This is a genomic window from Indibacter alkaliphilus LW1 (genome assembly GCF_000295935.2).
GTDB lineage: Bacteria > Bacteroidota > Bacteroidia > Cytophagales > Cyclobacteriaceae > Indibacter > Indibacter alkaliphilus.
Genome location: NZ_ALWO02000037.1, coordinates 291,363 through 317,937, shown reverse-complemented (window position 1 = coordinate 317,937; position 26,575 = coordinate 291,363). Strand labels below are relative to the sequence as shown.

Here is a 26,575-nt window from a genome sequence, read left to right as displayed (position 1 = left end):
TACATGGAAAAAACTGAAAGGAAAACCAGTTTAGCCGAATTGTTCGGCCATCTCAAAGCAAATCAAAAATTGATAATTAAATGCTTTGTAGTGATTGCCGTTCTGGCAACGGTCATTTATTTGGGAACTCCCACTGAATATAAAGTTGAAGTAAAAGTGTTGCCTGAAATGGCCAACCAAGATCCTAACAACATGTTGCGCCAACTTAGTGGAGGGGCAGCTGGTGGGCTTCTTGCAGGTGGCTTGGGGGCAAGACAGAACAATGACTTTATTGACCCAGTTCTTTATAATGAAATTATGACAAGTTCTCCATTTCTGTTTGGTCTGATTGAAGACAGCTACTGGCATTCGGAATTGGGAAAGATTTCTTTAAGGGATTACTACGATGATCATAAACGCGACGATATTTTCACCAATTTAAAAAAATACACTATTCAGTTGCATAGACAATTTAGGGAAAGGCCTGTTAGGATAGATTCTTCCAAAGCAAGAGGTGATTTTGATGAAAAGGGTGTCATTCAAAGTATGGATCAGGTCATTATCAATGATATCAAAGATAAATTTTCGGTTTCATACAAGCCAAATCTAGGGACAGTCAGCTTAAGTGTTTCGTTTTATGATCCCATGATGGCGAAGGAAATGGCCGAGAAAAGTACAGAGGCTATTATTGACTTTTTGATAGAATATAGGTCCCAAAAAGCTACCCAGAATTTGAATTTTGTACAGAAAAGATTCAATGAGGCACAGGCCAACTTTTTCAAAACGCAGGAGGCACTGGCCAAATTCCGGGATTCAAATTTCAATGTACAATCTGCTGCTGTAAAGGTTAGAGAAGAAAGGCTTCAGGCAGAATTCAATCAGGCAAGTGGAATTTTCAATAACTTGGCCCAACAATTGGAATTGGCCAAAGTAAAGGTACAAGAGGATACACCAGTTTTCAATATTATAGAGCCAGCTCTGTTACCACGTTCCTCACACAAACCGAATTTGCTACTATTTATTGCAGGAGTGATATTTGTAGGGATTGTGGTTTCTTTTTCTGCCGTTTATTTCAAAGTTGTGATTTTGGGTATAGATGAATAGCCCCAAAACCAAAATATTACTTTGGGCACCACTGGGATCAGGGCTTCATTATTGGGGGCCTGGGATCAGCGCATATAACCTTTTTCAGGGATTGGATAAAAACACTCATGAAATACATCTTGCCCACGGATTTCCTCAGCAGCGTCAGTACCCTCTTTTTGACAGTCAGAATTTTATCCACCATTTGATTTTCAAAAACAAATGGAGCATGTCCAAATACCTGTTTTTTTCAAAAAAATGGCTTAAAAAACATGCTGCCGAATACGATGTTTTGTATAGCCTTTCTCCACATCACATAGGGATTATGCCTGCTTTTTGGTTTAAGAAATACGGAGGTAAAAAGTCATTCATCAAGATGACAGCATTAAATGACGGTTTTAATGATAATTCTTTAGCTTCTACGCTTCTAGGATTGCCAAGGCAAAGAAAGAAGGCTGCTGTGGAAATAGATGGGTTTGTCGCCTTGAGCTCAGAAATTGTTGAGGAGTTGAGAGAAGCTGATATTCCAACTGAAAAAATCAAAAGAATTCCGAATGGTGTAAATACCGAAAGGTTTGCTCCTGTGAATAAAGAAAGCAGGATTTTTCTTGAAAAGGAACTTGGCCTCGAATCTGGTAAATTCAGGCTCATATTTACAGGAGGATTATCACACAGAAAGGGGCCTTCAGTGATTGTCCAAAGTATGATTGGCTTGGTGCAAAAGTTTTCCTCTTTGGAGTTTTTACTGATTGGGCCTGAAAGGGATAACGGCGAAGAAATGTCAAAAATCAAATCCCATATCAAGGAGAATCTTTTACTTCAGAACCATATCAAAATAGTGGACCATGTGCATGACATTGAAAAATACTACAATGTCTCAGATCTATTTATCCTACCTTCATTGAATGAGGGCATGTCCAATTCACTTTTGGAAGCCATGTCTTCTGGCCTACCTGTTTTGGCCACACCTGTTTCAGGGACTAGAGATGTAGTTCTGGATGGGGAAATGGGCTTTGTCCTTGAAAGAGATTCAAAGATTTTTGCAGAAAAAATAGAATTTTACTTATTGAACCCTGATGAAGCCAAAAAACATGGACATAATGCCAGGAAAAGAATTCAGGAGGAATTTAATTCGAAGAAAATTTTAGAAGATCATTTAAATCTCTTTGAGATATAATGTTGCAACTTGATCTAAATAAGATTGAAATTAAAGTCTTTACATGGGTGGTTTTTATCACACTTTCTCTACCCAGTATTAAGCTGATCTATTCTAGCCCTTTACTCAATGCAGCTTTAATTGGCATATTTGCATTTTTCATGCTTCATTTTTATACTGTATCTCCTGTGAAGTTATCTAAAGTGCAAAAAGTGTTTCTCACTTTATTTTTATCTTTTATTTCATTTATTTTTATTTCGTATTTTATTTTTCCTTACAGTCATTATTCCCTGGACAAGTACGTCAAATATTTCTTTGTCTTCATAGCAGTAATAGTAACGGCTACTTTTGTAGAAAAGGTCGATATCAGGCTTTTGGTAAATCTCCTTATTGCCTGGGGAATTGTTTTGTGTATTTGGAAACTAACCATCGGAATCCGACTTAATTTTGATAAAGGTCAAACTTACCTGACCTATGGAATGCCTATTGGGTGTTCGTTGATGCTTTTGCTGACTCAGGTATTTAAGAAGTTGAGCTGGAAGGAAGTGGTTTTTTATGGGGGGCTGATACTATTGAATATTTTTGTCATACTGACTTCAAGGGGTAGGTCTTCAATCATTTTTCCTTTTCTTACTTTTGGTATAGTGATTATTACAGCACTTTTTTTTGGCAATAATAAAAAGCCGGCAGTGAAAGTGATGGTTTTTGGGACCATATTACTACTGATTGTAGGATCATATGTATTGGCCAACCTTGAGTCATTTAAATCCTTGGCAAGGGTTATCGCATTGGTAGAGTCTGGAGGAGAGGACGATAGGTTAAATTTGTGGGTTCCTGCTATTGAACAGATTCTGATCAACCCCTTTGGTCATGGAACTGATGCTTACCATTATTTATTGATTCATTATCCTCATAATATTATTCTTGAAATCACATTATCCTTCGGGATTGTAGGACTTCTTTTATTAATGGGAATGTTGGCAGTTTTTGGGAACCGATTTGTAAAAAACCTGGATAAGAATTTCCATTACGTCGCGGTTTCTGCTGTAGGTATTTACTTTTTTTTAAGTTGGAATACTTCACATGATCTTGCTACGTCTACAATTCCTTTTGTTGGTTTATCTCTTTCACTAAAACAATAACTATTTGACAATAAGCGTAATCATACCCACCTACAATAGGGAAAATGACCTTAAGGATGCAGTAAATAGTGTTTTAGCTCAAACGGTGCTGCCTAAAGAAATTATCATTGTCAATGATGGAGATAGACTAGCGATTTTTGAGGAACTTTCAAATTCAAGTGCTTTAATCAAAGTCTTGCATAATGAGACGAAATCCGGTGCAAATTATTCGCGCAACCGGGGAGCTCAGCTAGCTTGCGGTGACATTTTGATGTTTTTGGACGATGATGATACCTGGCTTCCTGAAAAGATTGAAGTGCAAAGCAAAATTCTTGAATTTGAAAAGGAAATTGGCCTCGTATATTCAGGGAAGCTTGTTGTCTACGATTATGATAAGTCTAGAGTTCAATACAAGATTACTTGCTCACAGTCTGGTATGTTGTATCCAAAAATACTGGAATACAATATTATAGGTACCACATCATCCGTTGCTATACGTAGTTCAGCTTTTTTTGAGGCTGGAGGTTTTGATGAAAGTCTCCCCGCAATGCAGGATTATGACCTCTGGATAAGGGTGTGTCGTAAATCCTTAGTAAAAGCTGATGGTGCCTACCATGTCAATTATACCGTCAACAAAAAGAAAAAAGCAGGGCAAATCAGTACTTCTGGAAATAATCAGGAAAAGGCCAGCAAGATTTTGATGAAAAAATATAGGGAAGATTTTCTATCAAATGGTATTTCACTGAAGAAGAGAGAAGGGGTGTTTCTATTTAGAATAGCAAAATCAGTCAGAAGCAGAGATTTTAGAGAGGCTCTTCCATGGATCCTAAGATCATTTTGGCTTAAACCTTCGTTCAAAACACTGTTCTTGATTGTATCAGCAGACAAACCATTTTGAAAATGAATAGAAGAAACTTTTTGTTAAAATCAAATTTATTTGCGGCTGGAGTATTTTTTTATCCTTCATGTGACGGTATTAATATAAAGTCATCCAATTTATCCTCCTCCTCTAGACCGGACTTAATTTCTGAACCGGTTTTTTTTATTGAAAGCAAAAATGAGATGTCGGAAATTGATGGGTATAAATATGCCTTGCTTTGGGCTGGAAATGAAGAGGATGGCTTATATCAAAGAGAAGAGAGTGATTGGAAGCTTTTGAAGACCACTTCTATAAATTTAGATTGGATAAAAGGTGATGATTTACCAGAACAAAAAGTAAAAAGGATCATTGAAATCAATCATTCAGAAAAAAAACCTGAATATGCTGTGTATTTCCCAGAGGGTGAATTTGAATTTGCAGATGTGATCCATAGCGATGACCAATACTTTTGGGGTGTAGGCACGATAATTCCAAAACCAGGGCAGAATGACCGAACGTTAAGGATAAATGGAAATGGAAATATAGTCTCAGGTTTGAGTTTTTTCGAGAAAACTTTTTGTCGTGGATTGTTGGAATTAGATGGAAATGATAATTTGGTAGAAAACTGTAAGTTTTATAAAGCCAATAAGAGTACTTCCAATAGGGTAATCTATTCAGATAGGTTTTTATATATCAGAAACCCTCAAGGGCAAAGAAATCAAGTGAGAAGATGTGAGTTCGTAAATGGTAGAATCGGAGCCAGTTTGGAAGGGAACTATAAGATTTTAGATTGTTCAGTGAGTCATTGTATTACAGGATTACTTCTGAGACCCTCATCTAATGGTTCAGAAATTGCTTTCAACCATATTTTTGAAAATGATGTTAACCATCACTCTGGTGCCGATGGGATATTGGCGCAAAGAAATGTAACCAACCTGCATATTCATCACAATGACATTACCAAGTCAGGTGAACATGGTATTTATTTTCAAGGTGACAGTAGCCTAATTGAAAATAACAATGTCTCTGAAAACCATAGATCAGGAATCAAACTTGCAAGCTATACTTCAAACCTTTTTGAACATCCAAAGATGCAAAGAGATCCGTATTTAGGGTTTAACAATGTAATTAAGAAAAATATCTGCATCGGAAACTCAAAGGATGAAAAAGATACAACGAATGCTGGGATCTATCTACAGGCTCCACTTGAAAATATAAGGGTGGAGGAAAACGACTGTTCAGATAACAATTATGGGATACGGAGTACCTCTTTGGCCAATTTGAGAACAGAGGAACTTGAAAGCCGGGCGAGGCTGAGAGATTTATACATTATTAACAATATTGCACACAATACTAGGAGGGCTTCCCTTTACATTGAAGGAGAAAGAGATGTTTATATTGAAAAAAACCGTGTTGATAGTTTACTTACTAACGCCAAAACTTCCTCTCATAGATTGGTGGGTGCTGTTATAAAAAATAATGAAATTAAAGGTGAACTGACTTTAAACAGAGCTCAGGAGGCCGAAATTTCTAATAATAAAATCGGTCGGATCAACATCATAAGCAATAGCCAAAATAGAAACCACAGGATCAGAAATAATGATTGATCAAGTCAAGTAGAAAGAAGGGATGTTCAGAGCCAGGTTTTTATTTTTATTATTTTTTTCTGTTTTGACCATTGCTAATGGACAGGATATACCGGCGGGCTTTCCAGTCTTGGAGGAGTATGAAAGAAGACTTCAATTAATGGATACTTCATCTGCGGAAAGATCATTTTTACTGAGACCTATGAGTGGTGAGAGTATCCGTTCATTCGAATACCTTGATCTATTCCGGGATGAACAGACTCGTGGAACGGATAAAGACTTTAAAATAAGTGTATTGCCTGTCATTAATTCTACGGCTTTTAACTCCAGGCGACCCTATGGATGGGGTAATGGAATAATGCACCCAAATGTTGGTTTTCAGACGTACTTAAGCGGAGGTGTTTCAGGGAAATATAAGTTTTTAAGGTTTAGGTTTCAGCCAGAGTTACATTTTGCAGAAAACCGCAGATTCCAAGGTTTTCCGAATACTTTTTCCGATAATATTACTTTCAGTAGGTTTAGGTTTTGGAATACAGGGGATTTCCCTGAAAGGTTTGGAAGTGGTCCATCATTAAATTATTGGTGGGGACAGTCCAAGGTCTCAGCAGTTTTTGGAGCTTTCGAAGCAGGTATATCTACAGAAAATATCTGGTGGGGCCCAGGTCAATTTAATGCGCTTATTTTTAGTAATAATGCTCAAGGATTTCCTCATATCACCTTAAAAACACATAAGCCAGCTAAGACTTTTTTGGGCAATTTTGAGGGGCAGCTTGTGGTAGGTAGATTGGAAAATTCAATGTTACCTGCTACTCAACATCCAGAATTAAACAGACAGTTTGGTCGTAGACTTACAGGAGACTGGAGATTTCTCAACGCACTTAGCATAACATATTCTCCAAAATGGGTAGATGGATTATTTGTAGGGGTCAACAGGTCTTATCAGCAATACTCTGAGTCTAAGGAACCAGGGTTAAGAAACCTGTTTCCGATTTTTGATCCATTTCAAAAAGAAAATTTCGGATTTGATAGAGATGGAGAAGGTAGAGATCAACAACTTACCGGATTTATAAGGTATTTGAATAAAAAAGCTAAAACTGAATTATATTTTGAATATGGAAGGAGAGACCATGCATTGAATTGGAGGGAGTTTATTCTAAACCCCGAACATGCAAGGGCATACCTTGTAGGGTTCAATAAAATATTTTCATTGGAAAATTCCAGCCATGATTTGCAGGTAAGAGGTGAGATTGTCCATCAACAAGAGTCAGTAAATAGGTACATAAGGTATCTTGGATTGGGAGGAAATGTGACTTGGCATACCCATTGGAATTCACGAGGCTTTGTCAATTATGGACAGCCATTAGGAGTTGGAATTGGGGTAGGATCCAATTCACAGACAATTGAGTTTGCTTTAGTTGATGGAATAAACAAAAAAGGTGTTCTCATAGAGAGACTTGAAAACCATCAAGACTTCTATTATCGTGCATTCGGTCAGCAAAATTCAGTTAAACCATGGATTGATTTAAGTGTGGGACTTCTTTGGGATCAAAAGTGGAACAATTTTCTATTGGGATCAAAAGTGCAAATGATTAATGGTCACAATTACCAATGGCAATTGGCCGATTCACGTCAAGAGACTTTTTCAAAAGGATTGAATTTGTTTTCTGTGTATTCTCAGGTTCATTTAATTTATTTTATAAAAAAAGAAAGAAAATAATTAAATGACATGTAGCATATTTCTTGCTACAATCGTTTCGACTTAAAATCAATGTTGTAGATTTGTACTAAATCATCCAAAATCAAATATTTAGAGAATGGATAAGTTTTCTTGTTTAATGTCTTTTTATTCAAAAGACGACCCCAAGTATTTAGATGACGCATTAGAAAGTTTAAAAAACCAAACTGTTCAAGCTTCAGAAATTGTTTTAATTCAGGATGGGGAAGTTACTTCGGAGCTTGAAGAAGTAGTTAGTTTGTGGGAAGATAAGCTTCCGATTAAAAGGATTATCAATAAAAAAAATCTTGGCCTTGGGTATTCCTTAAAGTTGGGTTTAGAGGCATGTTCTGAAAAAATAGTCGCAAGAATGGATGCAGATGATATCTCACATCCAAAAAGATTTGAAATGCAGCTTAATTATCTTAAAAACAACCCTCAGATTTCTGTTGTGGGGAGTTGGATTGCTGAATTTTCAGCAGAGCTTGACAACATCAATACTTACAGGACTTTGCCTTCCGAACCTGATTTGTTGTTTAAGTTTGCCAAAAAGAGATGCCCCCTCAATCATCCTACTGTCATGTATAGGAAAGAAGATGTGCTGTTTGTAGGGAGTTATGATAACTTTAGGTTTCAGCAGGATTATCACCTTTGGGGTAGATTGTTGAATTCGGGTTTTAAAATTGCTAATATTCCAACAGTACTTTTGTTTATGAGAGCTGACAATGAGCTATTCGGAAGACGCGGAGGTATTGAATATTTTAAAAATGAAGTAGCGGTCCAAAAAGATTTTTTAAGAATTGGATTTATCTCTGAACTTGAATTTATGAGAAACTATTTTATTAGAGGAAGTGTGAGGATACTACCCAATTTTCTTAGAAGGTACTTTTACCAACATGTATTGCGGTAATCTGACTCACTTTTATTAATATTGTCAACTAAATATTGAAATAAAATTTTTGCTCTACTAAATAGAGTTTTTTATAGATTAAAATTAAAATTCCAAAATGAAAGTATCTAAAATTTGCTGTATTGGTGCGGGTTACGTAGGTGGCCCAACCATGGCAGTCATAGCACAGAAGTGTCCTGAAATTACAGTTACAGTAGTAGATATCAATCAGGCCAGGATAGATGCCTGGAATGGTGAAGATCTGGATAAACTTCCGGTTTATGAACCAGGTCTGGATAGAGTAGTGGCAGAAGCGAGAGGAAGAAATCTGTTTTTCTCTACTGATGTCAACAAGGCAATCAAGGAAGCTGAAATGATTTTTATTTCGGTAAATACTCCTACCAAAACTTACGGTGAGGGAAAGGGAATGGCAGCAGATTTGAAATGGGTTGAACTTTGTGCAAGGCAGATCGCGGCAGCTTCTGAAAAGAATAAGATCGTGGTGGAAAAATCTACCCTTCCTGTAAGAACAGCCCAAGCAGTAAAGGATATTCTGGACAATACCGGTAATGGTTTAAAGTTCCAGATCCTCTCTAATCCTGAATTTTTGGCCGAAGGAACTGCCGTGGAAGACTTGCTTGACCCAGATAGAGTATTGATCGGAGGAGATGATACCCCGGAAGGAAGAGAGGCAATTAATGCATTGGTAGAAATTTATGCATCATGGGTTCCAAAAGATAGAATCCTGACTACTAATGTTTGGTCTTCTGAGCTTTCAAAGTTGACCGCTAATGCGTTTTTGGCACAAAGGGTGTCTTCCATAAATGCAATCTCCGAACTGTGTGAAGTCACAGAGGCTGATGTTTCTGAAGTTGCCCGAGCTATAGGTGCTGATAGCAGAATAGGCTCAAAATTCTTAAAAGCTTCTGTAGGATTCGGTGGCTCTTGTTTTCAAAAAGACATTCTCAATATGGTTTACATCAGCAGAAGTTATGGTTTGCATGAAGTGGCTGATTATTGGGAGCAGGTGATCAAAATGAATGATCATCAAAAAGCAAGATTCGCAAAAAATATAATTAGGTCTTTGTATAACACTGTTAATGGAAAGAAAATAACTTTCCTGGGATGGGCTTTCAAGAAAGATACTAATGACACGAGGGAGTCAGCAGCTATTTATGTTGCAGATCATCTTTTGAATGAGCAAGCCCAGATCTGTGTTTATGATCCTAAGGTTAGTGCAGAGAAAATTTATGCTGATTTAGACTACCTCAACACAAGGTCTTCAGAAGATAATAGAAAATATGTAACTGTTGTTAACGATCCCTATGAAGCTTGCTTGGATTCGCATGCTATAGCCTTGTTGACCGAATGGGATGAATTTGTTTCATACGATTGGTCTAAAATATATAATGCAATGCTACAACCCGCACAGCTGTTTGATGGGAGGAATATTTTACCACATCAAGATCTTAAGAAAATTGGTTTCCGGGTAAGTGCAATTGGAAAATCAAATATTTGATAATTACTGGCCATACGAACGTATGAGCCAGTTTTTTCTTTATTTGATGTTGATTTTTGTATAATATGATTTTTAATTTGAGACCATTTAATATCATAATATAGATGAAAGGCATCATTTTAGCAGGAGGTTCTGGAACAAGGTTATATCCGATTACAAAGGGTACTTCGAAACAGTTATTGGCGATTTATGACAAGCCAATGATTTATTACCCATTGAGCGCGTTGATGTTGGCTGGGATTAAAGAGATTTTGATTATCAGCACTCCAGAAGATCTTCCAAATTTTATAAAATTATTCGGTGATGGATCTGATATTGGATTGACCATATCTTATGCAGAACAGCCAAGACCCGATGGATTAGCACAGGCTTTTATTATTGGAGATGAATTTATTGGGTCAGATAATGTTTGTCTGGTTTTAGGGGATAATATATTTTATGGACATGGGTTTACGCAACTATTGAGGAATGCTGTGCATGCAGTAGAGAACGAAAACAAGGCTACAGTTTTTGGTTATTTTGTTCAGGATCCTCAAAGATATGGGGTGGTTGATTTTGACAAGGATGGGAATGCACTCTCCATTGATGAAAAACCAGAAAATCCCAAAAGTAATTATGCGGTTGTTGGCTTATATTTTTATCCAAATTCTGTTGTTGAAATTGCAAAATCCATAAAACCCAGTAAAAGAGGAGAGTTAGAAATTACTACTGTAAATCAAGTTTACTTAACAAAGAAAGAATTGAAAGTAGAATTGATGGGGCGAGGCTATGCCTGGCTTGATACAGGAACTCATGAATCAATGCTGGAAGCTTCTAATTTTATTCAAACCATTGAGAAAAGACAGGGGCTTAAAGTAGCATGTTTAGAAGAGATTGCATTCGATATGGGATACATAACAGTAGAGGATTTGAAAGTGCTGGCAGAGCCATTATTGAAAACTGAATATGGCCAGTATCTGAAAAAGAAAATCAAATAAATAGAGAAATTGAAATCCTTATATTTTGTTAATGTTGCCAATTAATTGGTGAATTAGTTAAATTGTTTTGTTGGCTTCTTTAAATCAATTAATTTTCCGATTCAATTTGAATGTATATTCCCCTTTGTTAATACAATAACTCCATTCACCTTTATAATTCAATTTAACTTTCGCTGGAAAGCGTTTGGGAATTTTATGTCTGTTAAATCGTCAAATAGCTAAGTTTTCCTGATGGGACTGAAAGGGCGAAGCTGTAATTATTAATAACATGTATAAATCAATAAATCCACTTGAAGAGGTAAAAATAGCTGTAATTGGCCTGGGATACGTAGGTCTTCCGCTTGCAGTGGAGTTTGCTAAAAAGTATAAAACCATTGGTTATGATATTGATGCCGTAAGAGTAAAGGAACTTTCAAGTGGTATTGATAAAACTCTTGAGGTAGAAGATGAATATTTAAAGAAAGTTTTGGTGAAGTCGTTGATTGGTCCAGGATTATTACCAAGCAATGACTTTCAGGATATGTCAGATGCGAATATTTTTATTGTAACTGTACCTACACCAACCGATAAACATAACAAGCCTGTTCTTACACCCATGCTTAAAGCTTCTGAAACAATCGGGAAAATGCTCAAAAAGGGGGATGTGGTGATTTATGAATCAACTGTCTACCCAGGGGTGACTGAAGAGGAGTGTGTACCAGTTCTTGAAAAATTTTCCGGTCTTAAGTTCAATGAAGATTTTTATGCGGGTTATTCTCCAGAAAGAATCAATCCAGGGGATAAAGAGCATACTGTGGCAAAAATTCTCAAAGTAACTTCAGGCAGTACACCTGAGGTGGCAGACTATGTAGATGCTTTGTACAAGTCAGTTATTACAGCAGGTACCCATAAGGCTTCTTCCATAAAAGTTGCAGAAGCAGCAAAAGTGATAGAAAATTCTCAAAGAGATATAAATATTGCATTTGTAAATGAACTGTCAAAAATTTTCAACCTCCTAGGTATTGATACCCATGAAGTATTGGAAGCGGCAGGTACAAAATGGAATTTCCTTAAATTTAAGCCAGGTTTAGTTGGGGGGCATTGCATAGGTGTAGATCCCTTTTATTTGGCACAAAAGGCTCAGGAAGTTGGCTATCATCCAGAAATTATCCTAGCTGGACGAAGGCTGAATGACAGTATGGGGAAGCATGTGGCTACTGAGGTCATCAAGCATATGATGAGGAAGGACCTTAAGGTCATTGATTCCAAGGTTTTGATTCTAGGCTTCACTTTCAAGGAAGACTGCCCGGATGTGCGCAATACCAGAGTAATTGACATTTATAAGGAATTGAAGGCTTTTGACATGGATGTTGATGTTTATGATCCTTGGGCAAGTGAAGCAGAAGTAAAGCATGAATATGGAATAACCATACTAGGCGGTAAAATTGGACCAAATCTAGATGAGTATTCTGCAATTATTTTGGCAGTAGCTCATAAAGAGTTTTCCAAACTGCAAATTCAAAAAAGTGAGAATTGTGTAGTATTCGATGTCAAAGGGTTTCTGAATAAAAACCAAGTTGATGCCAGACTTTAAATTGGTGCAGTTTTAACTGAGTGTAGCATTAAGTTTCTTTGTGAAAAAAATACATATATTTGAAACGATCTAAATCAAAGACGACTAATTCTTGTTTGAAAAAATGTTAAGAAAAAATAGTAGAGCCCTATTCCTTCACTTCTTGGTACTCCTTTTGATCAGTTCGTGCATTTCCAACAAAAGAATCATGTACATGCAAGACTTTGGAGATGACTCTGATCCAATGATCTTCACAGGTGAGAAAATCAGATATCAATTTGATGAATATTTATTACAGTCCTATGATATCATTGAGATAAATATTAAAACCACAAGTCCAGAATTGAATGAACTTTTCGCAGTGGTAACTGGTGGTGATGGCAATAACAATATGGGAATGATGGGAGGAGGACAAGGAGGAGGGGATATCTTTTTCATGAATGGTTATACACTTGATGATGAAGGAAAAGTCGAATTGCCCTTAATAGGAGAACTTAGTCTAGTAGGGTATACTACCAAACAAGCTAAGGAGCTGATAGAAGAAGAGGTGAAGAAATATGTAAATGAGGATGAGTTCTTTGTTAGAGTAAGACTCGGAGGAATTAGATTTAGTGCTTTGGGGGAGTTTAATGTCCCCGGAAAGCTGACTGTGTTGCAAAACAGAGTTACTATTTTTGAAGCAATCGCTGCTGCAGGGGATATGAACATTATTGCTAAGAGAAATGAACTTGTTTTGGTTAGGCAATATCCAGATGGATCCCAAATCCATAGAATAAATTTAAACGATAAAAATATTTTAGGTTCTGAGTATTATTTTATAAGACCCAATGATGTACTTTATGCAGAGCCATTGAGAGTTAGAGAAGTTGGTACTGCCACCAACTTTATTCAAACCCTCACTTTAATTACATCTACCATTACGGCAATTGCAATTACAGCAACACTTGTTAGAAATTAATTTATATGAATGAATTCGATGAAAACGAATTTTCTGAACGGTCAGAAAGCTCGTTTGATATTAAAAGCCTGATACCAAAAGTCATGAAAATATGGCCTTGGATTCTACTTTCTATAGTTGTTTTTTTCTTTTCGGGTTATTATTGGACAAAGACCACTGTACCCACGTATAATGTTACTTCAAAGTTCTTTATTAAAGAGAAGGAATCAGCATTAGCGCTTTTCGAAAAACCAAGCATCACAGAGGTGGGAAATGTAGGACTTCAAAACGAAGTAATCATTCTGAAATCCAAGCCTACAGCAGAAGCTACTTTGAAAAATCTGGATTTTGATGTTGAATATTTTAGAAGAGGGACTTTTATAGATCATAGACTCTATAAAAATACCCCTGTACTAATCCAGGTCGACTGGAATAGTGCCCAGGTGACCAATGGGCTAGTCAATTTATCATGGGAAAATGATACTCATTTTACACTCACCTTTGACGATGATAATTATACCAAATATCTCCCTGATGGAACTTCAACCGCTTTTAAAAATATTCCCGAACCCGAAAAGTTTCCATTTGGAGAATGGATTGAGACAAATCACTTTAGGTTGAACATCGCCAAAGTAGATCCTGAAAAATCAGGGAGCATCCTATTTAAAGTAAGAGATCTGAAATCACTTACCAATCAGTTCTCAAGTGCCTTGAAGGTTTCTGCGGTCGAAAGGGGAGCCTCAATTATGAACCTCTCCATTAACACCACCAATGTAGCTGTTGGTGAAGTTTATTTGAATACTCTAATGCAGACTTATTTAGCTAAAGAGCTTCAGGAAAAAAATGAAGTGTATGCCAATACCATATCTTTTATAGACAGTCAGGTTTCGGGAATAGCTGATTCATTGAGGTTTTTCGAAAGACAACTGGAAAGCTTTAGATCCCAGAATAGGTTTTTTGATTTGAGTGCAGAAGGTTCTGCTGTGTTTGGACAGCTATCCGAACTTGAATCACAATTAAGCGAGGAGAAATTCAAAAGGACTTATTATCAAAGCTTAAAAGACTATCTAGTAAGAGAAAATTACAGGGATTTGGTAGTGCCTTCTGGTATAGGTATTGAAGATCCTATTCTCAATGCACAAATAGAAAATTTGCTTTCTCTTCAGGTTGAAAAATCAAGACTCCTGGCTACCCAAAAGGAAATTTCTCCAGCAGTTAGAGAAGTCAACAGGAAAATTGATAACCTTAATAGTTCAATCCGAGAGGTGCTTACTAATGTTGATCAAAACGCCCAACGACTGATTTCAGAGCTAGAAAGAAGAATTACAGAAATAGAAGGCTCTTTTAGGAACCTACCACAGACAGAACAGAACCTTATAAGAATTGAAAGACAATTCACATTAAATGAAAACCTGTATACTTTTCTAATGGAAAAGCGATCAGAGGCTGCAATAACCAAAGCTTCAAATACAGCTAATAATAAGATCATTGAACCGGCTGATGGAGGGTTTCAGTTGGCTCCAAGACCAGTAAGAAATTATATGGCTTCCATTCTTTTGGGATTTTTGTTTCCAGTTTTAATTGTACTTTCCAGAGAGTTTTTCAGAACAAAAATTGAGGATGTCAAATACCTAGAGAAGTTTTTGAAAACTTCTGTGGTGGCTACAATCTTACTTAACAAAACTGCAGACAATTTGGTAGTTCTCAAGCATGGGAAATCCGGAATTGCTGAAGGCTTCAGATCATTAAGAGCAAACTTGAGATTTTTACAGCCCAACGAGGATAAAATTTCCCTGATGGTGACATCTACCATTTCAGGTGAAGGAAAAACTTTCTGTGCTATTAACTTAGCTTCCGTTTACTCTCTGACCGGTAAGAAAACGATTTTGGTTGGCTGTGATATGAGAAAACCCAAGATTTTTGGAGATTTTAAAGTCTCTAATAATCAAGGACTTTCCACTTACCTGAGTGGGCAAGAAAAGGATTGGAAAAAAGTCATCAATCATACTGAATTTGATAATCTTGATATTCTTGTGTCGGGGCCAACTCCACCAAACCCTGCGGAGTTGCTATTTACGGAAAGGTTTGACATTCTAATGAAGGAGCTAAAAGAACAATATGATGTTGTCATTCTGGATACCCCTCCTGTGGGCTTGGTAAGTGAAACATTAGACCTTTTGGCCCATGTTGATTTTACACTGTTCTTGTTTAGGCAAAATTACAGTCAGAGAGCCTTCGTAGAGGCATTGAATGGTTTAAAATCAAGTAAAAACTTAAAAAATATTTATGCTGTCTTTAATGGTGTAGATTCAAGTAAAGTTACATATGGCTATGGGTATACTTATGGCTATGGTTATGGCTACTATGAAGATGATAAAAAATAAGAGAGAATTTTCAGTTTACATATCTCCAAGATGATCAAGAGAATTTTCGAAAAGTATTTCCGGCATTTTCTATTTTTTTATTCTTTTTTAGGGTACAAAATCATCATTCTGCTTGTATCAAGTTTATTGGTAGGTTTGCTGGATGGTTTTGGACTGGCCCTTTTTATACCTGTTTTCCAAATAGCAGCTGATGGTTCCGACATAACCGGGGCGGAAGCTGACTCTATGGGTGAACTCCGGTTTTTGCTGACCTGGATAGAAGGCCTAGGTTTTGATCTCAATCTGAATGTTGTCATTACATTTATGGTCATTCTTTTTGTTTTAAAAGCAATTATGAGATTTTTGGATGGTTATTTTAAAATCAAACTTCAGAATCAATTTGTGAAAAAGTTAAGGTACCAGCTTGTAGATGGACTAAGTGACCTGGGGTACAAGGAGTTTTTGAATTTTGACTCGGGCAAAATCCAAAATACACTCGCATCGGAGGGAATCAAACTTACCTACGGTTTTTTAGCTTATTTCAACTCTTTACAGCATGCAATTTTGCTATTGGTTTATATTGGTTTGGCTATGCTTTCTAACTTCCAGTTTGCGATTTTGGTTAGTATTGGCGGATATCTTTCCAACCTGGTATTTAAATACCTTTTTACCAATACTGAAAAAGCATCAATAGGTCTATCAAAACTTGGAAATACTTTCCAATCATTCTTGGTACAGGCTGTATACAATTTCAAGTACCTTAAGGCTACTGATTATTTTTCATCCTATAAATTGAAATTGAAGGATGTCATAGATAAAATTGAACATAATCAGAGAAAAATAGGAATTTACTCCGCTATCATGTCCAGTGCAAGAGAACCTATTATTCTTGCAGTTGTGGTTCTGATTATTCTAATTCAGGTAAATGTATTAGGAGGAACTATGTCATCTATTCTTCTAAGTTTAATTTTCCTTTATAGGGCGCTGAATTACATTGTCACCTTGCAGGGAAGTTGGCAAGGTTTCATTTCAAATATTGGCGGACTGCTGGCTTCAGTAGACCTGATAAGAGATTTTAAACTAGGAAGAGAGCAAATCAAAGAACAGCCAACTGTAGATCAAATTCAAAGTCTGCAATTGAAATCCATCTCTTTTTCCTATCCAAATGGTTTTCGTGTGCTTGAAAATGTTGACATCAACTTAAGGCCTTTGAGTACATATGCTTTTGTTGGAGAAAGCGGTAGCGGTAAAACAACTTTGGTCAATTTAATTATTGGCTTGATTAATCCTACCGATGGCTTAATAGAAGTAAACGGAGCAGCAAGAAAGAATGTAAATATTTCCACTTATAGGAAACGTTTTGGATATATCACCCAGGAGCCGGTCATTTTCAATGACACAATTTTTAATAATGTCACCTTATGGGCCGAGAAGTCTCCTTTAAATTTAAAACGTTTCGGGGAAGCAATTCAGTTGGCAAACCTGCAAGAATTTTTATCAGGACTCCCTGAAAGAGAAGATACCTACCTTGGGGATAACGGAGTCTTGATCAGTGGAGGACAGAAACAACGGGTTTCGATTGCTAGGGAGCTGTATAAAAATGTTGATGTTTTGATATTTGACGAAGCAACTTCGGCCTTAGATTCCGAAACAGAAAAGGCAATTCAGACAAATATTGACAACCTGATGGGCAAGTTTACTATAATCATTATCGCTCATAGGTTGAGTACGATCAGAAAAGCCGATACCATTTATCTTATGGAAAAAGGTAATATCAAGGATGAGGGGACATTCGATGAGCTGATTGATAAAAGCAAGAAATTTAAAAGGATGGTAGAATTACAGGAGTTTTGAAAAGGGATTTAAAAATTCTTGTTTCAAATGTTGAAATTCCTTCCGTGAAACTAGGTAGTTGGAATAACAGAATTTCTGTTTTGATCCAGAATGACCCTGAATTCTTCGATTTTATTCTTTCCCCAGGGGATTCAATTCCTCAAAAGAATGTGGTCTGTGTAAAAAGAAAATGGATTACGTATCATCCTTTTTTCTATGATTTTCAGCTAGGCAACTGGGTAGCAAAGGATTTTATCCGTGCGGTTCAAAAGCTTGGTAAAGGAGTAAAAAGCATCAAACTGGTAGTGATGGATGATTTAGTGCTATGCGAGGCTTTGGCTAGCCTTAAATACAAAATGTCCTGTCCCATAGAATTGATATTTTCATATCATGGGCATCAGCTACAATTACCTGAAAGATTCGGACATAAAATTGACAAAGTTTTCTTTTTGACCAACTTAGGTTATCTGGAATCCATGGCCGTAAATAAAATATTTTCCCCGGAAGTATTTATTGTTGGCAATGGTGTAAAATCTGATCTCTTTTTTCCTTTGGGAACCAAGCAAAAACTTCAGCTTAAAAAAGAAATGGGTTTTGAACCTGAAGATGAATTGGTTGTCTGGATGGCTAATGCCAGACCAGCAAAAGGACTTCATATTTTTCTAAAAGTGATAGAGAAACTTGGAGAAATGTATCCAAAGCTCAAATTTATAATCATAGGCAATACAGGAGAGATAAATACAGGGAATGCAAAAATCTATCAGATTGGTAAAGTCTCTCATGACCGATTGTCTACTTATTTACAGATTTCAGACTATTACTTCTTTACTTCCCTTTGGAAAGAAGGTTTCGGTTTATCTCTAGTGGAGGCTATAAAGTGTGGGTTGAAGGTTCTCACTTCAATTAATGGAGGAATAGAAGAAGTGATTGAAGGCTCCAAGGGCGTTTTGAAGGTTAATGAACCTAACAAAGTGCAGGCGTGGGTCGAATCATTTGAAAAACTCAGGGAAATGGAATTTGAAGTGCTATCAAATGAAGAATTGAATAATTTCCATAACTATGAAAATTGGGAGTTGAAATTTAAATCGGCTATAGAGGCTTAAGATATATGTGTGGAATAGCTGCAATTTTCTCGGCTTCCGGAAACATCTCATCAAGAGATAAGGAAAGGATGGATAGGGGGATCTTGCTCCAAAATCACAGGGGGCCAGATGCAACAGGTGTTTTTAGTGATGATCACGTGGTTCTGGGGCACAATAGACTTTCCATTATTGATCTTTCAGATAGTTCCAACCAGCCATTTTACAGACCTGATTTAGGTTACAGAATAATCTTCAACGGAGAGATATACAATTATCGCGAGCTTAAGAGGGAGTTGATACAAAAGGGGTTTGAATTTCATTCCGACTCAGACACTGAAGTAATTTTAGTGGCCTACAAAGCGTATGGGAATAAAGTCTGCAGCAAACTAATAGGCATGTTTGCCTTTTTGATTTACGATGAGAAGCAGAAGTCGATTTTTGTTGCAAGAGACCGGTTTGGAGAAAAACCTATTTTTTACATTTCTGACAGAGAAGACAAAATTTACCTAGCCTCCGAACTTTCTGCATTGGCAAGCATTTACCCAAGAGATCTTACCATAAATCAAGATGCTGTGGTAGACCTTATTGAAAACCTTTATATCAGTGATTTCCATACGATTTACAGAGAAGTTAATCAATTCCCTAAGGCACATTATCTTTTAGGAAAGCATAAGTTTGAATTATCGCAATACTATAAACTTCCTTCGGAGTTGGGTGAAAATATCCCTTTTGATGTGCTTAAAAAGCACACCAAAGATAAACTCTATAAAATCATACAAAGAGAACTGCATGCTGATGTTCCCGTAGCCTCCTTTTTGAGCTCTGGAATTGACTCTTCTCTCATTACAGCTATTGCAAATGACCTAAAGCCAGGAATTCAGGCCATTACAATGGGAACCAGTGATAAAAATATGGATGAAACCTCAGGTGCGAAGGAATTTGCCAAAAAACTGAACATTAATCATGAGGTCGTTCCCGTTGATATTGATTCACTGAGTAGGCTTGGAAATATTTTGAAGGATATTCAGCCGCTTGCAGATGCTTCGCTAATTCCCTCATTTATGGTGACTGATCAAATAAAAAGCAGGTATAAAGTCATGTTGTCCGGGGATGGAGGGGATGAATTATTCGGTTCTTACAACAGGACAAACCTTTACCAGAGTGTGAAATTCCGTGGTATTCTAGGAGGTAATAAAGTTATAGAAAAGGTTCTTGGGAATCACAATTCTTGGGTTGAAAAGCAGTTTGCAACACGGCTAAATGACCGAAACAGAATGACCCTTGGTGGATGGAGTGGTTATTACAGAAGACACAACTTGAATAACTCACTTGTTTCCAAAGTTTTTAACAAAAGTAAAAATATTCATGCGACTTGGCAGAAATTCGTAGAATTGGAGAAAGAGCTAGGTGAAAATCACTCCAAAATCAGCTTTCATGTAGACTATGCGACCAAACTTCCAGGTGCATTTCTGTATAAGATTGATTCTGCGGCCATGCACAGTAGCGTTGAGGTTAGAGCCCCTTTTTTAGACCATACACTAGTAGATTACTTGATGTCAGTTCCTGTGGATTCTATGATGCCGAACCGGATTGACAAAGAACTTACAAAATCAATTTTGGAGGATTTTACAGGAAAGGTAAAGCATGGTCCTAAAAAGGGTTTCTCTATACCCTATGCAAGTTTTATGCAAAATGAATGGGGAGAGCTGCTTGAAAGCATGATTCTTGAAGGAGTATCTTCCATATATTTTGATTTTAATAGGGAGGGTATAATAAGCTTGATCAAGCAGCACCGAACCTCGCCTACACCAACACTAGCTAGGGTTTTGTTCGGAATATTGGTATTGGAAATTTGGCTAAGAGTATTTCACCTCAAGGTACCTCATGATTTCTTAACCCAAAAAATATGATAATAGCAGAAATAGGACAGGCTCATGACGGAAGCCTTGGTCAGGCTCATGCATTTATTGACGCCCTTGCAGGCACAGGGGTTGATGCTGTTAAATTCCAGACCCATATTGCTGAGGCAGAGAGTTCTCCGTATGAACCTTTCAGAGTAAAATTCAGCTATCAGGACGCTACCAGGTTCGATTACTGGAAAAGAATGGAGTTTAGCTTTGACCAGTGGTCAGGGCTCAAAGCGCACTGTGAAGAAAAAGCGATGGAGTTCATTTCATCACCTTTTAGTATTCAGGCTGTTGAATTATTGGAAAAACTTGGGGTTAAAAGATACAAAATAGGCTCTGGGGAAGTTAGTAATTTTTTGATGCTGGAAAAAATAGCACAAACAGGAAAACCTGTTATGCTGAGTTCGGGCATGAGTTCCTACGCAGAATTAGACCAAAGCGTTGAATTCCTCAAAAATAGAGGTGCAGATATAAGTATTCTTCAATGTACAACAGCTTATCCAACATCCCCGGGTCTTTGGGGGCTAAATGTTATCAATGAACTCTCTTCAAGGTACAATGTTCCTGTGGGTTTTTCAGACCATAGTGGAGATATTTTTGCATGCCTTGCTGCTGCCAGCTTGGGGGCCACTATATTTGAGTTTCATGTTGTGTTTGACAAGAGGCAGTTTGGCCCTGATTCTGCATCTAGCCTTCAGGTTGATGATGTGGCAAAACTCTGTCGGGGAATCAAGCAGATTCAAATGGCTACCCAAAACCCAATAGATAAAAATGATAATTCTAAATTTTCAGAGTTGAAACAGATTTTTGAAAAAAGTCTATCCCTCAACAAGGCCAAAAGAAAAGGAGAACGGATTTTAATAGAAGATTTAGAAGCAAAAAAACCCGGAAATAGAGGTATTCCTGCCAGTAACTATGCTTCTGTTGTTGGTAAGAAAGCTTTAAGAGATATTCAACAATGGGAATTTATCACCAGTGAAATGCTTTCAGGAAATTGATCCTAAAAAAATTCAACAATGGCAAAAAGAAAAATCTGTGTCGTAATTACAGCTAGGCCGTCTTATTCACGGATAAAAACTGCCCTAGAGGCAATCAATAAACACCCTGATCTTGAACTTCAGCTCGTAGTTGCTGCCTCTGCATTGTTGGACAGGTATGGTTCAGCAGTCAATTATATGGTTAAAGATGGTTTTGAAATCTCAGCAAAAGTTTTCAACATCCTTGAAGGTGAAAATTTGACTGCCGCAGCAAAGACTACAGGAATTGGGATACTTGAGCTCTCCACTGTCTTTGACAACCTAGCTCCTGATATAGTGGTCACCGTAGCAGACAGGTTTGAAACTATGGCTACTGCTATTGCCGCATCTTATATGAATATTCCACTTGCCCACATACAGGGTGGTGAGGTTACAGGTAATATTGATGAAAAAGTAAGACATTCTATCACTAAATTGGCCGATTACCACTTTGTGGCCTCTAATGGAGCTTACGAAAGGGTAGTGAAGCTCGGGGAGAACCCTGAATTTGTATTCAATACGGGCTGCCCAAGTATAGATTTGGCTGCGGGTGTAAAAGAAAATCCCCGCCTGGATTTTGAGCCTTATCAAAAGTATGGTGGAGTAGGAGCTGCTCCTGATTTGAAAAATGGGTATTGGGTGGTCATGCAGCATCCGGTTACTACAGAAGTGTCGCTTTCTAGAAAACAGATTGAGGAAACTTTGCATGCCATGTACGAAATCAAGGAACCAGTTTTGATGTTTTGGCCAAATGTAGATGCTGGAGCAGATGGGACAAGTACAGGTATCCGATCTTTCAGGGAAACCCACAAGCTGGATCATTTCCATTTTTTCAAAAATATGGAGCCTTTAGACTTTCTACGTGTTTTATGCAATAGCAAGGGATTAATCGGCAATAGCAGTGTAGGTATCAGGGAATGTGCTTTTTTAGGTGTCCCTGTAGTCAATATTGGAAGTAGGCAAAACAAAAGAGACAGGGGGAACAACGTCATAGATGTTGGTTATTCAAAAGATGAAATACTTCATGCTATAAAAGCCCATACCCGTCATAAGCCATCAACTTCCCATATTTACGGTGGGGGAGATGCAGGTAAACAAATTGCCAAACTGTTGTCAACACTTCCTTTGGTGTTCCATAAGACCATTACATTTTAGGAATCGCTGTGAAATATTGCGATCAACATATAAGACTCTGATCAAATCCGAAAAATCAAAAATAAAGAATGAAAATCCTTGGCATAATTCCAGTTAGGGGAGGTTCAAAAGGGATTCCTGGCAAAAACATTAAATTACTGGGAGGGAAACCTTTGATTGCTTATACAAAAAGATCCATAGACGAATCCTCTTTACTCAGTAAGGTTGTGGTAAGTACAGATGATGACGCAATCAGTAAAGTTGCTCTGGACTTGGGTTTGGATGTGCCTTTTAAAAGACCATCATCTCTGGCAGATGATCAGGCGCCTACATTGGGAGTGATTATACATTGTCTGGATTACTTTGAAAATAAAGGAGAAACTTTTGATGCAGTATGCATCCTACAGGTTACCAGCCCATTTAGAAGAAGAGGGATGATAGATGAAGCGATTCATAAATTCAGCAGTTCGGGTGCAGATACTTTGGTTTCAGTGCTTCCTGTCCCGCATGAATATAACCCACATTGGATTTTTGAGGAAAATGAAGAGGGCTTTCTTTTCATATCTACGGGAGATGAAGCTTTGATTTCACAAAGGCAAAAATTACCAAAAGCATTCTTCAGGGACGGAGCAATCTATTTAACCAAATCATCAGTAATAAAGGAAAGGCACTCAATATTTGGGGAAAAGTTAACTTACATCTTGGGGGACCCAAAATTCCATGTCAATTTAGATACATTGGAAGACTGGGATGAGGCAGAAAAAATCATCAAAAAAATCAATAATTCATAATATCATATGTGTGGAATTGCAGGAATTATTGGTCACAGGGCCAATATTCACGCCTTAGAATCAATGCTCAAAGTCCAAAATCATAGAGGTCCAGATCATACCGGGACCTTTTTTGTGAACGGAGTCTGTGCATTGGGACATAACCGATTAAGTATTTTGGATTTAACAGAGGCTGCAAACCAGCCCTTTGTATCTGATGATGGGCGTTACTTCCTGACTTTTAACGGAGAGATATATAATTATATTGAACTGAGATCTAAGCTTAAAAATAAATTCACTTTCAAAACACAATCCGATACAGAAGTTTTGCTTTATGCTTATTTGGAGTGGGGTGAAGCATGCTTGGATAAACTGAAGGGAATGTTTGCCTTCGCAGTATGGGACAGCCATGAAAAAGTGCTTTTTGCTGCGCGAGATAGATTTGGTGTCAAGCCTTTTTACTTTTCGCGACAAGACGACTGTTTTTATTTTGCCTCTGAGATCAAAGCTCTGTTTGAAGCGGGCATACATAAGTACCCCAATGAGAAAGTCTGGAGTACTTTTTTTGCATACGGCTTTAATGGGACAGGCAAGGATTCATTTTGGAAAGATGTCTATCAACTTCCCTCGGGATCATACTTGATATACAAAGACAAGGAGTTACGGATTAAGAGATGGTATGACTTTGTTCAAAACGTCAACCAAAAAGGTATATCTGCCAAAAGCGATGATGTGACAGAGAGATTAATGGAGCTTTATGAAGAAACTATTAGACTCAGGTTTCGTGCTGATGTACCAGTAGGCTTCAATTTAAGCGGGGGTGTTGATTCCAGTTTTTTGCTTTCAATGGTTTTGAAGTTTTATGGAAAGGAAAATATCCAAGCTTTTACTTTCTTTACAGGAGATGAAAGGTATGATGAGTTAGTCTGGGTTGAAAAAATGCTGGAAAATACTGGTTTTCAGCTTAATAAATGCCTTTTGAAAAGTGAAGAGGTTCCAGCATTAACAAAAAAAATGTCCGATCATTTATGTGAACCATTTGGCGGAATTCCCACACTAGCTTATTCCAAGCTATTCTCCATTGCAAGAGAATCGGGGGTTTTGGTGCTTTTGGACGGTCAAGGTTCTGATGAGGTTTGGGCAGGTTATGATTATTACCTGCAACCCGAGGATAAACTGGTGCAGGGGAGTAAAAAGTCACCGGTAAAGCCGGAATTGCTTCAAAAAGAGTTTTTGATGCATTCTGAATATCCAGATACCGTCAAGCCATTTGAAAACCGTATTTTAAATCTTCAGTATAGAGACATTTTCTTTTCAAAATTGCCCAGAGCTCTGAAATACAATGATATGGCAAGTATGATTAATTCTGTGGAATTGAGAGAGCCTTTTCTTGACCATGAACTTATGGAGTTTGTATTCAATCTACCTATGGACTTTAAGATTAAGGATGGTGTGCAAAAATCTTATTTAAGGGATATTTCTTCCAAATTTTTAAACAATCAGATTTCTTATGCACCAAAGAGACCTCTTCAGACACCTCAGAGAGAATGGCTGGGAAATGAATTGTCCCCTTGGGTAATGGACCATGTCAACTTGCTGTACAAAACTGGTTGGCTTAATAAAAATCAGACAGAAGCTGCCGTGGACAGTTACATGAAAGGTGATCAGGAAAATAGTTATTTTCTTTGGCAACTGGTGAACGCAGCACATTGTATTTAGTATGAAAGTTTGTTTTTTAATCCCCGACGGGGTAGGTATCCGGAATTATTTGTACAGCGACGTTGTAAAGGGGCTTATTGAACAAGGCCATGAGGTTATTGTGTGGCATAGTCTGGGCAAAGATCTTATCCTTCAAGTAAAGAAATATATTGATGTGGATTTTGAGGATTTCGACTTCATCCACAGACCTGAAGCACCTATAGTCAAGTTCATCAGGGAATCAGCAGTTTTAGCAAGACTGAGGAAAAACAGGGAAATAAGGTCAAACCCGACTATTTTAAGTAACTGGAACCCTTCCAAAAAGGGCTGGAAAAACAAAATTTTTTATAAGGGTGTTGAGATTGTCTCAAACTACCTCAAGGATTTTTCAGCAATCAGTAGATGGGAGGAATATGGTTTTGAAAAATCGAAAACAGGCATTTCCTTTCAGGAGGCAAAATCTTTTCTTCAAGAGCAAAAGCCTGATATACTTTTCTGTACCCACCAAAGAGTACCTTCTGTTACCTCAGCATTGATGGCAGCCAAAGCGATAGGCATTAAAACCTACACAGCAATTTTCTCCTGGGATAATCTCCCCAAAGCTCGACTGCCTTTCAGAACTGATAAATATTTGGTCTGGTCTCAGTATATGAAAAATGAGTTGCTTACTTATTATCCAGATATCAATGAAAATCAAATTGAAATTACAAGTACTCCCCAGTTTGATTTTTATAGAAAAAAAGAACTAATTTATTCCAGGGAAGAATTTGCCCAGAAGTATGGCTTAAATCCTACCAGAAAATGGGTGTGTTATTCTGGTTCCGATAGTATTTCTTCTCCCCATGATCCGGATTACCTGGAGCAGATAGCACGCGCTCTTAGACAGAATGAAAATGTGCAATTGATTTTTAGAGAGGTCCCAGTTGAATCCAATAAAAGGTTTCAAAAAGTTTTTGAAAAGCATCCTGAAATCATTAATATATCTCCTGAATGGGTAAAAAGTTCTCAATGGGGCAGCTTTTTTCCTATGCCTAGTGATATCAGGCTTTTGGTAAACTTAGCCTATCACTGTAATGTAGTCATCAACCTAGGATCTACAATGGCACTGGATTTTGCAGTTTTCAATAGCAATGGACTTTATCTGAGATATGACCAGCCATATGAAAAAGAAAGGCTTGTAAAACATATCTATAATTACGAGCATTTTTCGACCATGAAGGGCTTAGATCCCGTAGGTTGGATAGATGCTGAAGAGGATATTCTTTCTAAAGTCAATTCAGCATTAGAGAGGCCCGAAAGTATCGGTCCCGACAGATTAAAGTGGTTTCATAGAATTGTGGAGCCTGATAATAATCATACTTCTTCCGAAAGGATTGTCCGATCACTAACACAGTAATTTA

General features: G+C 37.4%; 20 protein-coding genes. All 20 read left to right on the top strand.

Annotation, left to right across the window (positions count from 1 at the left end; translation table 11 throughout):
• Positions 1-3: 3 nt before the first annotated feature.
• The 20 genes from A33Q_RS13795 to A33Q_RS13700 all read left to right on the top strand — a co-directional run bounded on the left by A33Q_RS13795 (position 4) and on the right by A33Q_RS13700 (position 26,571).
• Complete coding sequence (locus A33Q_RS13795; RefSeq protein ID WP_009033445.1) at positions 4-1,083, top strand: Wzz/FepE/Etk N-terminal domain-containing protein; 1,080 nt, start codon at positions 4-6, stop codon at positions 1,081-1,083.
• The gene (locus A33Q_RS13790; RefSeq protein ID WP_009033444.1) at positions 1,076-2,239 is read left to right on the top strand and encodes a glycosyltransferase family 4 protein; all 1,164 of its coding nucleotides are present in this window, start codon (positions 1,076-1,078) and stop codon (positions 2,237-2,239) included. The genes A33Q_RS13795 and A33Q_RS13790 overlap by 8 nt, the downstream gene beginning before the upstream one ends.
• On the top strand, positions 2,239-3,360 hold the full coding sequence (locus A33Q_RS13785) for an O-antigen ligase family protein (protein WP_009033443.1): 1,122 nt from the start codon (positions 2,239-2,241) through the stop codon (positions 3,358-3,360). Before A33Q_RS13790 ends, A33Q_RS13785 begins: the two co-directional genes overlap by 1 nt.
• A 4-nt stretch (positions 3,361-3,364) precedes the next feature.
• Positions 3,365-4,237: a glycosyltransferase family 2 protein gene (locus A33Q_RS13780; protein ID WP_009033442.1), complete on the top strand. Its 873-nt coding sequence runs from the start codon at positions 3,365-3,367 to the stop codon at positions 4,235-4,237.
• A gap of 164 nt (positions 4,238-4,401) precedes the next feature.
• Positions 4,402-5,805: a right-handed parallel beta-helix repeat-containing protein gene (locus A33Q_RS13775; protein ID WP_160169353.1), complete on the top strand. Its 1,404-nt coding sequence runs from the start codon at positions 4,402-4,404 to the stop codon at positions 5,803-5,805.
• 22 nt (positions 5,806-5,827) lie between these two features.
• Positions 5,828-7,501, top strand: a complete 1,674-nt coding sequence (locus A33Q_RS13770; protein ID WP_009033440.1) for a capsule assembly Wzi family protein — start codon at positions 5,828-5,830, stop codon at positions 7,499-7,501.
• 97 nt (positions 7,502-7,598) lie between these two features.
• The gene (locus A33Q_RS13765) at positions 7,599-8,408 is read left to right on the top strand and encodes a glycosyltransferase (protein ID WP_009033439.1); all 810 of its coding nucleotides are present in this window, start codon (positions 7,599-7,601) and stop codon (positions 8,406-8,408) included.
• 97 nt (positions 8,409-8,505) lie between these two features.
• Entirely contained in the window at positions 8,506-9,906 is a 1,401-nt protein-coding gene (locus A33Q_RS13760) for a UDP-glucose 6-dehydrogenase (RefSeq protein WP_009033438.1), read from the top strand.
• 104 nt (positions 9,907-10,010) lie between these two features.
• Entirely contained in the window at positions 10,011-10,883 is an 873-nt protein-coding gene (rfbA, locus tag A33Q_RS13755) for a glucose-1-phosphate thymidylyltransferase RfbA (protein WP_009033437.1), read from the top strand.
• A gap of 268 nt (positions 10,884-11,151) precedes the next feature.
• Complete coding sequence (locus A33Q_RS13750) at positions 11,152-12,456, top strand: nucleotide sugar dehydrogenase (protein ID WP_009033436.1); 1,305 nt, start codon at positions 11,152-11,154, stop codon at positions 12,454-12,456.
• Positions 12,457-12,643: 187 nt separating this feature from the next.
• Entirely contained in the window at positions 12,644-13,393 is a 750-nt protein-coding gene (locus A33Q_RS13745) for a polysaccharide biosynthesis/export family protein (RefSeq protein WP_016255266.1), read from the top strand.
• 83 nt (positions 13,394-13,476) lie between these two features.
• Positions 13,477-15,756, top strand: coding sequence for a GumC family protein (locus tag A33Q_RS13740; protein ID WP_235062804.1), 2,280 nt, complete (start codon positions 13,477-13,479; stop codon positions 15,754-15,756).
• A 30-nt stretch (positions 15,757-15,786) separates the two neighbouring features.
• Positions 15,787-17,589, top strand: a complete 1,803-nt coding sequence (locus A33Q_RS13735; protein WP_009033433.1) for an ABC transporter ATP-binding protein — start codon at positions 15,787-15,789, stop codon at positions 17,587-17,589.
• Between the two features lie 44 nt (positions 17,590-17,633).
• The gene (locus A33Q_RS13730; protein ID WP_016255265.1) at positions 17,634-18,671 is read left to right on the top strand and encodes a glycosyltransferase family 4 protein; all 1,038 of its coding nucleotides are present in this window, start codon (positions 17,634-17,636) and stop codon (positions 18,669-18,671) included.
• 5 nt (positions 18,672-18,676) lie between these two features.
• Positions 18,677-20,560, top strand: a complete 1,884-nt coding sequence (gene asnB / locus A33Q_RS13725; RefSeq protein WP_009033431.1) for an asparagine synthase (glutamine-hydrolyzing) — start codon at positions 18,677-18,679, stop codon at positions 20,558-20,560.
• Positions 20,557-21,555, top strand: coding sequence for an N-acetylneuraminate synthase family protein (locus A33Q_RS13720; protein ID WP_009033430.1), 999 nt, complete (start codon positions 20,557-20,559; stop codon positions 21,553-21,555). The genes asnB (A33Q_RS13725) and A33Q_RS13720 overlap by 4 nt, the downstream gene beginning before the upstream one ends.
• Before the next feature lie 18 nt (positions 21,556-21,573).
• Positions 21,574-22,728 carry a UDP-N-acetylglucosamine 2-epimerase gene (gene neuC, locus A33Q_RS13715; protein WP_009033429.1) on the top strand — a complete coding sequence of 385 codons (1,155 nt, stop codon included), beginning with the start codon at positions 21,574-21,576 and terminating at the stop codon, positions 22,726-22,728.
• Between the two features lie 68 nt (positions 22,729-22,796).
• A complete protein-coding gene (locus A33Q_RS13710; protein ID WP_009033428.1) occupies positions 22,797-23,498 on the top strand; it encodes an acylneuraminate cytidylyltransferase family protein in 702 nt (233 codons plus the stop codon).
• 6 nt (positions 23,499-23,504) lie between these two features.
• Complete coding sequence (asnB, locus tag A33Q_RS13705) at positions 23,505-25,196, top strand: asparagine synthase (glutamine-hydrolyzing) (RefSeq protein ID WP_009033427.1); 1,692 nt, start codon at positions 23,505-23,507, stop codon at positions 25,194-25,196.
• Between the two features lies 1 nt (position 25,197).
• Entirely contained in the window at positions 25,198-26,571 is a 1,374-nt protein-coding gene (locus A33Q_RS13700; RefSeq protein ID WP_009033426.1) for a hypothetical protein, read from the top strand.
• Positions 26,572-26,575: the final 4 nt, after the last annotated feature.

Coding starts and splice junctions, on each gene's coding strand:
- A33Q_RS13795 (WP_009033445.1), top strand. CDS start 4: ATGGAAAAAACTGAAAGGAAAACCAGTTTAGCCGAATTGTTCGGCCAT.
- A33Q_RS13790 (WP_009033444.1), top strand. CDS start 1,076: ATGAATAGCCCCAAAACCAAAATATTACTTTGGGCACCACTGGGATCA.
- A33Q_RS13785 (WP_009033443.1), top strand. CDS start 2,239: ATGTTGCAACTTGATCTAAATAAGATTGAAATTAAAGTCTTTACATGG.
- A33Q_RS13775 (WP_160169353.1), top strand. CDS start 4,402: ATGTCGGAAATTGATGGGTATAAATATGCCTTGCTTTGGGCTGGAAAT.
- A33Q_RS13770 (WP_009033440.1), top strand. CDS start 5,828: ATGTTCAGAGCCAGGTTTTTATTTTTATTATTTTTTTCTGTTTTGACC.
- A33Q_RS13765 (WP_009033439.1), top strand. CDS start 7,599: ATGGATAAGTTTTCTTGTTTAATGTCTTTTTATTCAAAAGACGACCCC.
- A33Q_RS13760 (WP_009033438.1), top strand. CDS start 8,506: ATGAAAGTATCTAAAATTTGCTGTATTGGTGCGGGTTACGTAGGTGGC.
- rfbA (WP_009033437.1), top strand. CDS start 10,011: ATGAAAGGCATCATTTTAGCAGGAGGTTCTGGAACAAGGTTATATCCG.
- A33Q_RS13750 (WP_009033436.1), top strand. CDS start 11,152: ATGTATAAATCAATAAATCCACTTGAAGAGGTAAAAATAGCTGTAATT.
- A33Q_RS13745 (WP_016255266.1), top strand. CDS start 12,644: ATGTACATGCAAGACTTTGGAGATGACTCTGATCCAATGATCTTCACA.
- A33Q_RS13740 (WP_235062804.1), top strand. CDS start 13,477: ATGAAAATATGGCCTTGGATTCTACTTTCTATAGTTGTTTTTTTCTTT.
- A33Q_RS13735 (WP_009033433.1), top strand. CDS start 15,787: ATGATCAAGAGAATTTTCGAAAAGTATTTCCGGCATTTTCTATTTTTT.
- asnB (WP_009033431.1), top strand. CDS start 18,677: ATGTGTGGAATAGCTGCAATTTTCTCGGCTTCCGGAAACATCTCATCA.
- A33Q_RS13720 (WP_009033430.1), top strand. CDS start 20,557: ATGATAATAGCAGAAATAGGACAGGCTCATGACGGAAGCCTTGGTCAG.
- neuC (WP_009033429.1), top strand. CDS start 21,574: ATGGCAAAAAGAAAAATCTGTGTCGTAATTACAGCTAGGCCGTCTTAT.
- A33Q_RS13710 (WP_009033428.1), top strand. CDS start 22,797: ATGAAAATCCTTGGCATAATTCCAGTTAGGGGAGGTTCAAAAGGGATT.
- asnB (WP_009033427.1), top strand. CDS start 23,505: ATGTGTGGAATTGCAGGAATTATTGGTCACAGGGCCAATATTCACGCC.
- A33Q_RS13700 (WP_009033426.1), top strand. CDS start 25,198: ATGAAAGTTTGTTTTTTAATCCCCGACGGGGTAGGTATCCGGAATTAT.